The 15235-nt window shown below is 62.9% G+C and carries 13 protein-coding genes and 1 pseudogene; 9 read left to right on the top strand and 5 right to left on the bottom strand.

All coding sequences use genetic code 11. From position 1 onward, the window contains the following. The 9 genes and pseudogenes from Q673_RS34600 to Q673_RS34560 form a co-directional block, all read left to right on the top strand. Window positions 1–256 (top strand): annotated as a pseudogene (locus tag Q673_RS34600) (IS1380 family transposase); the annotation flags it as partial. 236 nt (window positions 257–492) lie between these two features. Further along, window positions 493–1005, top strand: a complete 513-nt coding sequence (locus tag Q673_RS36305) for an energy transducer TonB (protein ID WP_081712108.1) — start codon at window positions 493–495, stop codon at window positions 1003–1005. A 601-nt stretch (window positions 1006–1606) separates the two neighbouring features. Then, window positions 1607–3586, top strand: a complete 1980-nt coding sequence (locus Q673_RS34590; RefSeq protein ID WP_023007396.1) for a type I restriction-modification system subunit M — start codon at window positions 1607–1609, stop codon at window positions 3584–3586. Further along, window positions 3583–4605 (top strand): PDDEXK nuclease domain-containing protein, encoded by a 1023-nt coding sequence (locus Q673_RS34585; protein ID WP_023007395.1) that lies wholly within the window; start codon window positions 3583–3585, stop codon window positions 4603–4605. The genes Q673_RS34590 and Q673_RS34585 overlap by 4 nt, the downstream gene beginning before the upstream one ends. Further along, window positions 4602–6026, top strand: a complete 1425-nt coding sequence (locus tag Q673_RS36300; protein WP_081712107.1) for a restriction endonuclease subunit S — start codon at window positions 4602–4604, stop codon at window positions 6024–6026. The genes Q673_RS34585 and Q673_RS36300 overlap by 4 nt, the downstream gene beginning before the upstream one ends. Window positions 6027–6042: 16 nt before the next feature. After that, window positions 6043–7176 carry a Fic family protein gene (locus Q673_RS34575; protein ID WP_023007391.1) on the top strand — a complete coding sequence of 378 codons (1134 nt, stop codon included), beginning with the start codon at window positions 6043–6045 and terminating at the stop codon, window positions 7174–7176. Window positions 7177–7433: 257 nt separating this feature from the next. Further along, window positions 7434–10634: a type I restriction endonuclease subunit R gene (locus Q673_RS34570; RefSeq protein WP_023007390.1), complete on the top strand. Its 3201-nt coding sequence runs from the start codon at window positions 7434–7436 to the stop codon at window positions 10632–10634. A gap of 82 nt (window positions 10635–10716) precedes the next feature. After that, a complete protein-coding gene (locus Q673_RS34565) occupies window positions 10717–10959 on the top strand; it encodes a FitA-like ribbon-helix-helix domain-containing protein (protein ID WP_023007389.1) in 243 nt (80 codons plus the stop codon). Then, window positions 10956–11378 (top strand): type II toxin-antitoxin system VapC family toxin, encoded by a 423-nt coding sequence (locus Q673_RS34560; protein WP_023007388.1) that lies wholly within the window; start codon window positions 10956–10958, stop codon window positions 11376–11378. Before Q673_RS34565 ends, Q673_RS34560 begins: the two co-directional genes overlap by 4 nt. A gap of 36 nt (window positions 11379–11414) precedes the next feature. On the opposite strand, the gene Q673_RS34555 is transcribed toward Q673_RS34560, so the two are convergent. The 5 genes from Q673_RS34555 to Q673_RS34535 form a co-directional block, all read right to left on the bottom strand. Next, window positions 11415–12224, bottom strand: coding sequence for a ribonuclease H family protein (locus Q673_RS34555; RefSeq protein ID WP_023007387.1), 810 nt, complete (start codon window positions 12222–12224; stop codon window positions 11415–11417). Window positions 12225–12292: 68 nt separating this feature from the next. Then, window positions 12293–13507, bottom strand: coding sequence for a chromate efflux transporter (chrA, locus tag Q673_RS34550; RefSeq protein WP_023007386.1), 1215 nt, complete (start codon window positions 13505–13507; stop codon window positions 12293–12295). Window positions 13508–13601: 94 nt separating this feature from the next. Beyond that, window positions 13602–13922: an AzlD family protein gene (locus Q673_RS34545; RefSeq protein WP_023007385.1), complete on the bottom strand. Its 321-nt coding sequence runs from the start codon at window positions 13920–13922 to the stop codon at window positions 13602–13604. Then, the gene (locus Q673_RS34540) at window positions 13919–14626 is read right to left on the bottom strand and encodes an AzlC family ABC transporter permease (protein ID WP_023007384.1); all 708 of its coding nucleotides are present in this window, start codon (window positions 14624–14626) and stop codon (window positions 13919–13921) included. The genes Q673_RS34545 and Q673_RS34540 overlap by 4 nt, the downstream gene beginning before the upstream one ends. 10 nt (window positions 14627–14636) lie before the next feature. Beyond that, on the bottom strand, window positions 14637–14876 hold the full coding sequence (locus Q673_RS34535; protein ID WP_023007383.1) for a hypothetical protein: 240 nt from the start codon (window positions 14874–14876) through the stop codon (window positions 14637–14639). Window positions 14877–15235 lie beyond the last annotated feature (359 nt).

Below are 15235 nucleotides of genomic sequence, written 5' to 3'. Positions count from 1 at the left end.
CGCGCCAGAATGGCCGCTTACGGTGAGCCTGCTGCTCAGCCTCTACGCCTACCAGGTCCTGCATGGCCTGCGCTGCTTGCTGGAGCGGCAGACCCGCCAAGGCTGGAGCCTCAGCCGGATGCGCGAGCAAGTGCTGAAGGTCGCCGCCACGCTGAGGCTGCACGCTCGGCGAATCACCGTTCATCTGGGTGCCGCCGCCGACAAGTGGTGGCCGACGCTGCTGAAGGGGCTGCCGAAGCTGACCGCACTGAGCTGACGCTCCTGCGAGACCACCACAACATCAGAAAGCGAGCGACTGGAGCAGGGGTCGGCGATCACGTCTGCTTGGACGGCCGCAATTGATTCCATAGAGCTATAAGAAAGCGGGAAAGAGTCCGCATTCTGGCATTACTCAACGGCCATTCGCGCTGAAGAAGCCAATCTTGATGAGCGATGCCGCCAGCCAGTACTTTCAGACCGCCCGATCAGCACCCTCGTGAATGAGGCGGGGTGATGACAGCTATGAAGCAAGAGGCTCTTCCGCAAGCCACGCAGTCCGCGGTGTCTGAAGCGTTGCTATTACGCTTGGAAGACAGCCTTGCAGAGGTGCAGGGCGAGCTGAGTGTGGTCCGTCGTCAGTTGGAAGTGGCTTCCGCTCAAGAGAAATCATTAGTAGATATTAGCCAGAGCTCTATACGTCAGAATAAGATAGCCGATATCGTTCAGGGGCAGGATCGCGCCGACAGCTTCATCAACTCAGTCAGGCTCTCGGTCCAGCAGGCTTGGGTGATCCCACCAGGTACTGAGTCAGGAGCAGTGGTAGAGGTAGCCGTACGCCTGGGAGCAGCAGGCGAGCTTTACTCTGCATCAATCACGCAAAGCAGTGGTAATGTGGACGTTGACCGCTCAGTCCTCTTGGCTGTAGAAGCAGCAGCACCATTTCCTAAGATCCGACAGCTCCCTGCCGGCCTCCAGCAGGACTATCGCCAATTCAACCTGCGTTTCACACCTGGAGACCGAGTGTAGGCGAGAGCTATCCCCCCATCCAAAACCATCGGTATGATCTTTCCCGCTGGGTTGCTGTTCAGCTGTGGCTATGACCCGCTTTTAGACCGTAGTGCAGGCGCAGCCATTGGCGGTGGTCTGGGAAGCATTCCGGAGGAGGCTTCCAACTGAGGCACGGCCGTGGGCGTCAGATGTCAGGCAGGTTGAGATGCTGTGTCCACTTCCTCATGTTGCCAGCAATACCTTCACCCCAATGAGAAAATTGAGCCGCACCAAGAGGCTGGGTATGGCGCATTATCCATCCCATGGCCGGGTTGACCTGTACGCATTGCCAAGCTATAACGGGCGGTGGAAGCAATAGAAGCAATGTGGCTAAGGCGTTTTTGCTCTTGCGGAACCCTCCACGCTGCAGTGCCGTTCAGGCTCGACAGGGGGTAGACCCTCCAAGCTTTGCCTTTGTGTGACCTACAGGTAGCTTGGCAGGACTCATAATCCCTTGGTCGCAGGTTCGAGTCCTGCTGGGCCCACCATCTCGCTAGATTCGCCATCTCGTTGGCCACTCCCTCGCTGTGTATGATGGTTTGCATACCTATCATCAGCACCAAGAACGCGGGGAAGCATCGTGAACACGGAGAGTCACTCTCAGCTGGCGGCCTTCATCTGGTCCGTAGCGGACCTGCTGCGCGGCGATTTCAAGCAGTCCCAGTACGGCCGCATCATCCTACCCTTCACCCTGCTGCGGCGCCTGGAGTGCGTGTTGGAGCCCACCAAGGCCGAGGTACTCTCAGCCGCCCACGCCCACCAGGCCAAGCCCGAGGCGGTGCGCGAGAAGCTGTTGCTGCGCGCGGCGGAGCAGCCGTTCTTCAACGCCTCGCCGCTGACCCTGGGCACGCTCTCCGACACCCAGACCGCCGACGACCTGATGAGCTACGTGCAGTCGTTCAGCCAGGACGCTCGGGAGATCTTCGAGCACTTCGAGTTCGAGGGCTTCGTCCAGCAGCTCTCGGCCAGCAACCTGCTCTATCAGGTGGTGCAACGCTTCGCCGCCATCGACATGAGCCCCCAGCGGCTGTCCAACTACGGCATGGGCCTGGTGTTCGAGGAGCTGATCCGCAAGTTCGCCGAGAGCTCCAACGAGACGGCGGGGGAGCACTTCACCCCGCGCGACATCGTCCATCTGACCACCTCGCTGGTGCTCACCGGCCAGGAGGAGAAGCTGCGCCCCCACGGCATCGTCACCGTCTACGACCCCACGGCGGGTACCGGCGGCTTCCTCTCCGAGAGCGACGAGTACATTCAGCAGGTCAGCCGCGACGTCACCGTCTCGCTACACGGCCAGGAGCTCAACCCCGAGTCCTACGCCATCTGTAAGGCCGACATGCTGATCAAGGGCCAGGCGGTGGAGCAGATCAAGCTCGGCAACACCCTCTCCGACGACCAGCTCCCCGGCGAGCACTTCGACTTCATGCTCTCCAACCCGCCCTTCGGCGTGGAGTGGAAGAAGGTGCAGAAGGCGATCACCGACGAGCACAACCACAAGGGCTACGACGGGCGCTTCGGCCCCGGCCTGCCCCGGGTCTCCGACGGCTCGCTGCTGTTCCTGATGCACCTGGTGAGCAAGATGCGCCCCCGCCAGGAGGGCGGCTCGCGTATCGGCATCATCCTCAACGGCTCGCCGCTGTTCACCGGCGGCGCCGGCAGCGGCGAGTCCGAAATCCGCCGCTACCTGCTGCAGCACGACCTGGTGGAGGCCATCGTCGGCCTGCCTACTGACATGTTCTACAACACCGGCATCGCCACCTACGTGTGGATCCTCTCCAACCACAAGCCCGCCGAGCGCCGCGGCCAGGTGCAGCTGATCAACGCCACCGGCCGGGCGAGCAAGATGCGCAAGTCGCTGGGCAGCAAGCGCCAGTTCGTCGCCGACCGCGACATCGAGGAGATCGTGCGCCTCTACGGCGCCTGCCAGGAGAGCGAGGAGAGCAAACTGTTCCCGGTGGAGGCCTTCGGCTACCGGCGCATCACCGTGGAGCGCCCGCTGCGCCTCAACTTCCAGGCCAGCCCCGAGCGTCTGGCAAAGCTCGAGGACGAGAAGCCGCTCCAGAAGCTGCCGGAGGCCGAGCGCGAGGCGATCAAGGCCGCCTGCGCCACCCTGGCCCCGGAGCAGGTGTTCACCAATCGTGATGTCTTCACCAGGGCGCTCAAGGCCGCCATCAAGGGCGCTGGCCTGAAGGTCGGCGCCCCGCTGCAGAAGGCCATCCTCAGTGCCCTATCCGAGCGCGACCCCGAGGCGGATATCTGCCTGGACAAGAAGGGCAACCCCGAACCCGACACTGGCCTGCGCGACAACGAAAACGTGCCGCTGGATGAGTCGGTGTTCGACTACTTCGAGCGCGAGGTGAAGCCCCACGTCCCCGACGCCTGGATCGACGAGGACAAGCGCGATCCACTGGATGGCCGCATCGGCATCGTCGGCTTCGAGATCCCCTTCAACCGGCACTTCTATCAGTTCACGCCACCGCGTCCGCTGGAGGAGATCGACGCCGACCTCAAGGCCTGTACCGACCGGATCAAGCAGATGATCGAGGAGATGGCGGTATGAGCCGAGCCAATACTCCACAATCGCCGGAAGATGGCAGCTTCGATGACGTGGTGGCGTTAATCCGGGCGGCTCGCCGCGAGGCAGTTAAGGCGGTCAATACACAGCTGATCGATCTTTACTGGCAAGTAGGTGCTTTTATCAGTCACAAGTTGGAGCGCGCCGAATGGGGCGATGCCGTGGTTACACAGCTCGCCGACTACCTGGCACGCACTCAGCCTGGGCTGCGAGGGTTTACGCGTAGAAACCTCTTTCGTATGCGTCAGTTTTACGAAACCTATCGCGACAACGAAAAAGTGTCAGCACTGCTGACACAACTGCCCTGGACGCACAACCTGATCATTCTCAGCCAGGCGAAGCGACCCGAAGAGCGGGAATTCTACCTGCGTCTGGCTATCCAGGAAAAATGGTCGAGCCGCGAGCTGGAGCGCCAATTCAAGTCGGCGTTATTCGAGCGTAGCGTGTTAAATCCGGCCAAGGCCACCCAGGCTGTTACCCATAATCATCCCGAGGCGCTCGGGGTGTTTCGGGATGCCTACATGGTCGAGTTCTTGAACCTGCCGGATAGCCATGCCGAAGCGGATTTACATCAAGGATTGCTGCTCAAGCTTAAGGATTTTTTGATCGAATTGGGCCGGGACTTCTGCTTCGTAGGCTCCGAGTACCCATTGCAGGTAGGCGGGCGCGACTTCGCGCTGGATCTGCTGTTCTTTCATAGAGGCTTGAACTGTCTGGTCGCCGTGGAGCTCAAGGTAGGGCGCTTCGAGCCGGAGTATTTGGGAAAACTGGGTTTTTATCTGGAAGCGCTGGATCGGGATGAACGCAAGTCTCACGAGAATCCCGCTCTTGGTGTTCTGCTCTGCGCAAGCAAGGATGATGAAGTAGTGGAGTACGCCCTCAACCGCTCATTGTCGCCGGCACTGATCGCCGAATACCAGACCCGACTACCGGACAAAGCGCTGTTGGAAGCCAAACTGCATGAGTTCTATACGCTGAACCTGGCCCAGGGAGAGGAACAATGAGTCGTTTTTCTCCCTATCCCGAATATAAGGACTCCGGCGTCGAGTGGTTGGGGGAGGTGCCGGCGCATTGGGAAGTCAAGCCACTAAAGCGAGCTATTGCGGCAGTAGAATCGGGTACAAGCGTCAACGCGGCTGACGTGCCTGCAGCTCAAGGTGAGCTGGGTGTTCTCAAGACTAGCTGTGTTTATAAAGGATGGTTTGACTGGCGTGAAAATAAGACTGTCAATCAAGAGGATCTAGGGCGAGTATCCTGCCCCTTGCGTAAAAATACGCTGATTGTCAGCAGGATGAATACGCCGGAATTGGTCGGGTCTGCTGGCTTGGTTCTCGAGGCGCCGGTCGGTATCTTTCTGCCAGATAGACTATGGCAAGTTTCGCTGGAGGAGAGTTGCAGTCCGAAATATTATTACTTCTTTACCCGAACGCCTGCTTACAGAGATCAGGTGAAGGTTGCTTGTGCTGGAACCAGCTCCAGCATGCAGAATCTAGGACAGGATGAGTTTGGGGGTATTTGGCACCCATCACCTCCCAAGCAAGAGCAGCACACCATTGCAGCTTTTCTCGACCACGAAACCGCCCGCATCGACGCCTTGGTAGCAGAGCAGCAGCGCCTGATCGACCTGCTCAAGGAGAAGCGCCAGGCGGTGATCTCCCATGCCGTCACCAAGGGGCTGGACCCTGATGTGACGATGAAGGACTCCGGGGTGGAGTGGCTGGGTAAGGTGCCGGCGCATTGGGTGGTCGGGCCTTTACGGTGGTATGCAACCATCCAAGGGGGGGTGGCCAAGGGGAAAGGCTACTCCGATGACACACCCACGGTTGACCTGCCATATCTGCGAGTTGCCAATGTCCAGGATGGGCATGTCGACCTCTCGTCGGTTAACACTGTGACAGTTGCACTATCCGAGGTTGAACGCTATCGCCTTCATCCTGGCGATGTCTTGATGAATGAAGGTGGCGATAATGACAAGCTTGGACGTGGAACCGTGTGGGAAGGTGAAATTGCAGATTGCCTTCACCAAAATCATGTCTTTGCAATTCGGCCGAATGACCACCTGTTGCCGCACTGGTTATCGATGTTCACGGGTTCGAAGGCTGCTCGCTCCTATTTCTATCTTTATTCGAAGCAAAGCACCAATCTGGCGTCGGTATCTTCCAGCAATGTAATGTCGTGCCCTATCCCACTACCTCCGCGAGAAGAGCAGCGCCAGGTTCTGGACTTTCTCGGCCGAGAAACTGCTCGTATCGAAAACTTGATTCTTGAAGGTGAGAAAGCCATTAGCTTTCTGCAAGAGCGCCGCTCAGCCCTGATCTCCGCCGCCGTTACCGGCAAGATCGACGTTCGCGGGTGGCAAGCCGATCAACAATCTGAGCAGCCTGAGATATTGATGGCCGCTGAGACGCGGGCCACCTACGGCTAAGGCAAGGAGGCTATTGATGAAGTTTGAAACCTTGGAGGCTGGGCGCTGGGTGTCACAGTACCAGTACAAGAGCTTCAGCCCGGTCACCGTGAACCACGAATGGAGCTGGGAAGACCCGCAGATCAACACTCTTCTGGAGCGGGCTTCTCGAGCCCTGGCCGAGCTCGATGCCTTCACACTGATCGTGCCGGATGTGGACCTGTTCATCCAGATGCACATCACCAAGGAGGCCAACAACTCGTCCCGCATCGAGGGTACCCAGACCGAGATGGACGAGGCAGTACTGGACAGCAGCCAACTGGCCCCCGAAAAGCGTGATGACTGGCAGGAGGTGCAGAACTACGTCCAGGCGATCAACGAAGCGGTCGAGGAGCTGGAGCGTCTGCCCCTGTCCAATCGGCTGCTCAAGCACACCCATGCCATCCTGATGCAGGGGGTGCGTGGCGAGCACAAGTCGCCCGGGGAGTTCCGTGTCAGCCAGAACTGGATCGGCGGCAGCAGCCTGGCCGATGCCGCCTTCATTCCGCCTCATCCCGATGAAGTGCCAGCGTTGATGGGAGATCTGGAGCTCTTCTGGCACAACGACAATGTCAGTGTTCCTGAACTGATCAGGATCGCCATCAGCCACTATCAGTTCGAGACCATCCATCCCTTCCTCGACGGTAACGGCCGCATTGGCCGGCTGCTGATCGCCCTTTACCTGGTCAGCAAGGGGCTGTTGCGTAAGCCTTCGCTGTACCTATCTGACTTCTTCGAGCGCAATCGGGCCAGCTACTACGATGCGTTGACCCGGGTGCGGATGTCGAACGACATGGTGCACTGGGTCAAGTTCTTCTTGTCGGCCATCATCGAGACGGCCGGCAAGGGAAAGGCCACTTTCGAGGGTATCCTGACGCTGCGCCAGGAGATGGACCACCTGGCATTCGGCTACGGGAAGCGGGCCGAGAACGTTCAGAAGTTGCTCAAGCATCTTTACAGGCGTCCGGCCGTCACGGCCGGCCAGGTCAGTGACTTGCTGGATGTGACCCATCAGACCGCTTCTGCCCTGCTCAACAAGATGGTCGAGGACAACATGCTGAATGAGATCACCGGCTACCAGCGCAACCGAATCTTCGTTTTCGAGCGATACATGCGGCTATTCCGGACATGAGCCTTATCGCTCGGCTTGCGTGTAAGGCACAGGGGCCTGAATTGACGCAGGCCTTCCCTTGTGTAAAGTAAGTGCCTGCAGCCTTACACATGCCCCTCCATGTGTAAGGCTGCCGTCAGTATCGACCTGACAATCGATGTCCGTTAACAACACCTCCCACGCCTCTCATGGATGCGCACCTTGGGAGGTTACTTTTTGTGTGCCCAACGCCAACGGCGTAGGCTAAGGAAAATAAAGCCTGATTCTCAGGGGATAACATGGCGGACAGCAGGGAAGCCCGCTTTCAGCAGGACATCATCGAGGCCATGACGGCCCACGGCTGGAAGGCCGGCACGGCCAGCGGTTACGACCGGGCCTCGGCGCTCTATACCGAGGATCTGCTCGGCTATGTGCACGAGGCCTGGCCCGAGCGCTGGGAGAAGTTCTGCAAGGCCAACCCCCAGGCACCGGAAAAGGTGTTTGTGCAGAAGGTGGTTCGCGAGCTGGACAGGGCCGGCACCCTGGAGGTGCTGCGCCACGGCTTCAAGGTGCCGGGGGTGAAGTTCGACCTCTGCAGTTTCCAGCCCGACCACGGTATGAATCCGGATTCGCTGGCCCGCTACCGCGCCAACCGCCTGCGGGTAGTGCCCGAGGTCTCCTACTCGCCCCACGCCCGCGAGAAGGGCACCGGCGGCGGTGAGAGCTACAATCCCCGCCTCGACCTGGTGCTGTTCGTCAACGGCATTCCCACCGCGACCCTGGAGCTCAAGAGCCAGTTCAAGCAGACGGTGGAGAACGCCAAGCGCCAGTACCGTCAGGATCGCCCGATCAAGGACCCCGTCACCCGCAAGCCGGAGCCGCTGTTGACCTTCAAGCGCGGCGCCCTGGTGCATTTCGCGGTGAGCCAGGCCGAGGTGGCCATGACCACCAAGCTGGCCGGCAAGGAGACCTTTTTCCTGCCCTTCAACCGCGGCACCGAGGAGGGCGGCGCCGGCAACCCGCCCGCTCCGGACGAGCACAGCTACGCCACCGCCTACCTGTGGGAGCAGGTATTCGCCCCGGACGCCTGGCTGAAGGTGCTCGGGCGCTTCCTGCACTTGGAGAAGAAGACGAGCGAGGACTTCCATGGCCGCCGCACCATCAAGGAAACGCTGATCTTCCCGCGCTATCACCAGTGGGAGGTGGTCAACCGCCTGGTGCAGGCCACCCTGGCCGAGGGGCCGGGGCGGCGTTACCTGGTGCAGCACAGCGCCGGCTCCGGAAAGTCCAACTCCATCGCCTGGTGCGCCCACCAGTTGGCCAACCTCTATGCCGAGGATGGGAAGAAGCTCTTCAACTCGGTGATCGTGGTCACCGACCGCACCGTGCTCGACAGCCAGCTGCAGGACACCATCTACCAGTTCGAGCACGCCCACGGCGTGGTGAGGCCCATCACCCGCGACATCGGCAACCAGAGCAAGTCCGAGCAGCTCGCCGAGGCCCTGGCCAGCAATACCCGCATCATCATCGTCACTATCCAGACCTTCCCGGCACTGTTCGACGCCCTGGACAAGCGCCCCCAGCTCGCCGAGGGCCACTACGCAGTGATCGCCGATGAGGCCCACTCCTCCCAGACCGGCAGCTCGGCCAGCAAGCTCAAGGCGCTGCTGGCGGCCGCAGGGGAGGCGACAGAAGGTGATGATGGTGAAATCAGTGCGGAGGCCATGCTCGACGCCGCCGTGGCCTCACGCCGCCCCAGCGAGCGCATCAGCTACTACGCCTTTACCGCCACCCCCAAGGCCAAGACCCTGGAGCTGTTCGGTCGCCCGCCGGATCCCACGCTGCCGGCCAGCGCCGACAACACGCCCGAGCCGTTCCACCTCTACTCCATGCGCCAGGCCATCGAGGAGGGCTTCATCCTCGATGTGCTCACCAACTATGTCACCTACAGCACCGCCTGGAAGCTCGCCCACCCCGAGGGGGAGGATCAGGAGGTCGATTCCAAGAAGGCCTCGCGGACCCTGGCCAAGTGGGTGCGCCTGCACCCCTACAACATCGCCCAGCGGGTGGAGGTGATCGTCGAGCACTACCGCGACAACGTCCGCCACCTGCTCGATGGCCAGGCCAAGGCCATGGTGGTCACCGCCAGCCGCCAGGAGGCGGTGCGCTACCAACTGGCCATGCAGGCCTATATCCAGGAGCAGGGCTACGCCGACGTTCACCCCATGGTCGCCTTCTCCGGCAGCGTGCCGCCCGACGCGGTGATCCCCGAGGAGGTCAGCGAGACCAGCAAGTTGCTCAACCCCGGGCTCAAGGGGCGGGACCTGGCCGAGGCGTTCGACACCGACGACTACAACGTGATGATCGCCGCCAACAAATTCCAGACCGGCTTCGACCAGCCTAAGCTGTGCGCCATGTACGTGGACAAGAAGCTTCAGGGCGTGGACTGCGTGCAGACCCTCTCGCGCCTCAACCGGCTGTTCCCCGGCAAGCAGACCTTCATCCTCGACTTCTACAACGACGAGCAGGAGATCCTCGACGCCTTCGCCCCCTACTACCGCAAGGCCGAGCTGGCCGACGTCTCCGACCCCAACGTGGTCTACGACCTGCAGCGCAGCCTGGACGCCAGCGGCATCTACCACTGGCCCGAGGTGGAGGGCTTCGCCAAGGCCTTCTTCGATCCCAAGGCGCCGGCGTCGAGCCTCAGTTACTACTGCCGCCCCGCCCAGGACCGCTTCAAGCACAAGTACCAGGCGCTCCTCGAGCAGCAGCAGACCTGGAAGGAGGCCCGCCGCATCGCCGAGCAGAACGGCGACGACAAGGGCCTCAAGCGCGCCGAGCAGGAGCTCAAGGAGGCCGGCACCGCCCAGGACGAGCTCGACCTGTTCCGCAAGAACCTGCAGAGCTTCGTGCGTACCTACGAATTTCTCAGCCAGATCGTCACCTTTGACGACCCCGAGCTGGAGCAGCTGTGCGTCTTCGCCCGCCATCTCCACCCGCTGCTGCGCACCGACCGGCTGCTGGAAGAGGAGAGCATCGACGTCAGCGAACTGGAGTTGACCCACTACCGCCTCACCAAGCGCGAGGAGAAGCGCCTGCGCCTGGAAGAGGCCGAGGGCGACTACGGCCTCAACCCCGTCAGCGAGGTGGGCTCAGGCAAGCCCCACGACCCGGAGAAGCAGCGCCTGGCCGAGATCATCGACCGGCTCAATGATCTCTACGGCGCCGAGGTCAGCGACGACGACAAGCTGCACTTCGCCAACGGCATCGCCGACCGCATCGAACGCGACGAGGCGGTAATGGCCCAGGTGCGCAACCACAGCGAGGATCAGGTGATGCACGGCCTCTTCCCGAAGAAGGTCACCGACGCCGTGCTCGACGCCCTCAGTGACCACGAGAAGCTCAGCATGCCGCTGCTGGAGGATGAGGAGACGGGCAGGCAGTTTGCGCTACTGATACTCAAGTTGCTGGCGGGGCGGGAGTTTCGAACGCAACAGTGAGGTGGAGGCGTCGGGGCACAGAGGAACTTCTGGCCTGGTTTGCTATCATTGATAGCATTGATGATGATTCAGGAGAACCGGCATGGCCAGCATCACGATTCGTAACCTGGATGATGCGCTGAAGGCCGAGCTCCGGCTGTCGGCGGCGCGCCATGGGCACTCCATGGAAGAAGAGGTGCGCTTGATCCTGCGCCGCGCGCTGGCGACAGCACCTCAGCAGGGATTGGGCAGCCGAATCCGGCAGCGTTTTGCCGAAGAGGGCGGAGTTGAGCTGGAAGTACCGAGCCGCCAGCAGCGCCCACGGGCGGCGGAGTTCGAAGAGTGATCGTACTGGACACCAATGTGCTCTCCGAACTGATGCGTCCTTCTCCCGAGCCGCGCGTGGTCGCGTGGCTGGACGCTCAAGAGGCTTCGTTTGTGTCCATCACGGCGATTACCGTTGCCGAGATCCTCTACGGCATCCAGTGTTTGCCGGAAGGGCATCGCAGGCGCGCCTTGGCGTCGGCTGCTGCCGCCATGTTCGAGGAGGACTTTGCCGGCCGTATTCTTCCCTTCGATGCCGAGGCGGCGGTTTGCTATGCCGAGTGCGTCACCGTGAGTGAACGAGTGGGCAGGGCGGTGCAGATGCCGGATGCCCAGATCGGGGCGATCTGCCTCTGCCACCAGGCGGTGCTTGCCACGCGCAATACCAAGGACTTCGAGTCCCTGGGTGTCCAGCTGATCGACCCTTGGCAACAGGCGTAATCCGGGGCGTACTCCGATTCCCTCGACTCCCCGGCATCAGCCTCTTTTCAGCCGGAGAATATCCGCGACGCTCTCGTCGACCGGGTAGCGAACGAAATCGCGCTCCTTACGGTCGGCGCCATACATGGCCATACGGTCGGCCAGTTCGTTGCCCTCCACCCCGGCATGGCCCTTGACGTGGGCGATGGTCACCTTCGACTTCAGGCTCTCGTAGAGCGCGTGGGTGCGCTGGATGATCTCGGGGTTCTTGATCGGCTGGCCATCGGCCTTCTTCCAGCCGCGCCGCTTCCAGCCACCGGCCCACTTGGTGATGGCATTGATGGTGTAGGTGGAGTCGCAGTGGATGCGCACGGAGGCGCCTCGGGCGACCTCCTGCTGGGCGACCAGCAGGGCTTGGTGCAGGGCGTTGAGCTCCGCCGTGTTGTTGGTGCCCGCGGGGTTGTAGAGGCCGTACCAGAGCTCCGACAGCTTGCCGTCACGGTAGATCGCCATGCCGGAGCCGGCATCGCCGGGGTTGGGCTCGCAGGCGCCGTCGCAGTAGATCTCGGTATCGTAGCGCTTGCCCGCGTCGGCGGAGGTGCCTGCTGAGGCGGGCGCCTTGCGCCGTGCCGGCTGCTTCCCAGACGTCGCGCCGCCACCGCCGGAGCTCTCGCCTGGCTTGGCAGGGGCGGAGCCGCGTGGGCCTTTGGAGAAGGCCGCTTCGGCCTCTTCCCGGGTGGGAAAGGACTTGAAGCGCGCCTTGGGGTAGCCCTTCACCTGGCGGCTGCACTCCTCCCAGGAGGTGAAGATGCCGGTCTGGCGACCGACCCAGACGACATAGAACTTGGGGGCCTTGCTGTCTGCCATGGCCTGCTCCTTGGCAATAATTCGGCCCGCCATGATACATGACTCGCCCCCTCACGGCTGGGCGTGCCTCACAACGAGACCAACACCCCGCCGCCTGCCAGCAGGGCCACCACCGCCCAGGCGGGCAGCTTCCAGACCGCGAGCAGCAGGAAGCCGGTGAGCGCCAGGGCGAACTCCCGGGGGCCCAGGATGGCGCTGGTCCACACCGGCTGGTAGAGCGCCGCCCCCAGGATGCCCACCACGGCGGCGTTGGCGCCGCGCATCAGCCCCTGGGCGCTGTCCCAACGGCGGAAGCGGTTCCAATGGGGGAGCACCGCTACCAGCAGCAGCATGCCGGGCAGGAAGATCATCGCCAGCGCGAGGGCGGCGACTACCAGGCCGCCACCCAGCGGTGACATTATCGAGCCCCCTATCACTGAACCCAAGTAGGCGGCGAAGGTGAACAACGGTCCGGGGATCGCCTGGGCGGCACCGTAGCCGGCCAGGAAGTCGTCGGCACTTACCCAGCCGGATTGCACCACCTCGGCCTCGAGCAGTGGCAGCACCACGTGGCCACCGCCGAACACCAGGGCGCCGGCACGGTAGAAGGCATCCATTACCGCCAGCGTCATGGAGGGCGTGACCCAGGCCAGCAGCGGCAAGCCGACCAGCAGCACGATAAAGGCGAGCCCCGCCAGATGGCCGGTTCGGTGCGAGACGGGCAGGGTCAGGGGATGCGCCTCGGCCTCGATGTGGTTCCGGCAGAGCAGCATGCCGGCCACGCCGCCGACCACGATGGCCGCCACCTGGCCCAGCGGACCGCTCACCAGCACGACGGTGAACACCGCGGCGAGCGCGATGCCGGCGCGGTGGCGGTCGGGGCATAGGTTGCGTGCCATGCCCCACACCGCATGGGCGACGATAGCCACGGCGGTGACCTTGAGGCCGTGGATCAGGCCCTGGCCGATGGGCCCCTCGAAGGCGGCGGCGCCCAGGGCGAAGAGCACCAGCAGGATCGCCGAGGGCAGGGTGAAGGCCGTCCACGCTGCGAGGGCCCCCCAGGGGCCGCCGCGCATCAGCCCCAGGGCGAAGCCGACCTGGCTGCTGGCGGGGCCGGGCAGGAACTGGCACAGCGCCACCAGGTCGGCGTAGTCCTGCTCGGTCAACCAGCGGCGCCGCTCCACGAACTCGCTGCGGAAGTAGCCGAGGTGGGCGATGGGGCCGCCGAAGGAGGTCAGGCCCAGCAGCAGGAAGGCGCGAAAGACCTCGCGGACGCGGCCCGAAGAGGCCTGATGGTCGCTCATGAGATACTCCTTCAACCAGGTGGCAAGCCTGCCAGGGTGCGGGTGAGGAGTGACGATAGCGTGACGGCACGCTGGGTGCGAAGGGTGCGGGAGATCATGTCCCCGGCAGGAACTGGCGACACAGTGCCGCTACCAGGATGCCGCCGGCGATGGCCGGCAGCGGCTTCTTGAGCGTCAGCATGATCACGGCGGTGGTGAGCAGCGCCAGGCGGGCGCCGGTGTCGCCGGTCACCGCCAGGGGCGCAAGCAGTGCTACCAGCACCGAGCCCGACATGGCGTGGATGAACTGCCGCACCCGGTAGCCGATGGGCACGAAGGACATCACGAAGACGCCGCCCCAGCGGGTCGCCAGGGTCACCAGCGCCATGGCCAGGATGATGAGGAGCGCGCCCAGGCCGCTGGTCTCGACACTCATTCCTGCTTCCCCCACACCAGGCCCACCAGGCCGCCGGCGATGGCGCCCACCACCACGTGGCTGTTCTCCGGCAGGTAGTAGAAGGCGAGCAGCGAGGCGCCGGCGGCCACCGCCCAGATCAGCAGCATGCGCAGGTTCTTCTCGCCGCCCACCACCATGGCCAGCAGGAAGCAGCCCATCACCATGTCGAGCCCCAGGCTTGCGGGGTCCTGCACCGCGCCGCCGACGTGCAGGCCCAGCCAGGTGCCCAGCACCCAGAAGCCCCACAGCGCGATGCCGCCGCCCAGCATCAGCCCCAGCCCCGGCCGGTCGCGGTGGAAGGCCTGCATGGCCATGGCCCAGTTGGCGTCGGTGGCGACCAGCATGATGGCGTAGCGACGCGCCGGCGGGAGCGGCTCGAGCCAGGGGTAGAGGGTGGCGCCCATCAGCAGGTGGCGTGCATTGATGGCAAACACCGTTACCAGCAGGGTGAAGAAGGGCACCTGTGGCCCCCACAGCTCCAGGGCGGCGAACTGCGAGGCTCCGGCGAAGACCAGGGTGCTCATCAGCACGATTTCCAGGTCGCCGAGTCTGGCCTGGGTCGCCGCCAGGCCGAAGGCGACGCCAAAGACGATGACGAACAGCGAGAGCGGCAGCAGCGCCTTGAATCCCTCCCACACCAGCGCCCGGTCCAGGCGGTGGGGGCTCGCTTCCTTGCGTGTCATGTGGGCTCCTCTACGCCCAGTCGTCCGGGCTCGTTGATATTGTGTTGTTATCAGTTCGCCATCCCTGGCGGCCGGAATCAAGCTGGCCTGGCCGTGGACGGGTGGTACGCCGTGAGCGCCCAGCGAGGATGGCGTCATCGCGCAGCTCCGGGCGCACGATATCGTCCTGGGTCAGGTCGAGCGCGGCGAGGCGGGCGAGCGTGGTGGAACCTTGGCGTTGGTCGGTGGTGGTCTGGGCAAGATGGCTCATGTCGGTCTCCTTTTCCCCTGTCTGGAGGTCGTGGTTCGGCAAGCGCCGACCCAGGGGAGAGGAGCCGTACGCCGCTTTAGCTGCATTTCTATCCCGCCCGCAAGTTGGTGCTTAAATCGGCGGTGCCCCGAGGGCCAGATACACAAAACCCGCTTTGCAGATGCTAAAGCGGGCTCTTGGCGTCGCTTTAGCTGGATTTGTAGAGCGCCCGCAAGCTGGGATTCAAATCGGCGCTGGTTTTACGGTACGGCGCCGCCGGGGCGATGTCAAACGCCTTCGGGCCGGGTGATGGCGCCGGCAGGTGCCTGGCTGTGTTGTGGTGGCCTCTTCCATCGCCGATAAATAAATAAGGTAATCCC

The organism is Halomonas sp. PBN3, assembly GCF_000475415.1.
Taxonomy (GTDB): domain Bacteria; phylum Pseudomonadota; class Gammaproteobacteria; order Pseudomonadales; family Halomonadaceae; genus Halomonas; species Halomonas shengliensis.
The sequence above is the reverse complement of the archived record's forward strand: the minus strand, read 5'-3'. Positions and strand labels throughout refer to the sequence as shown.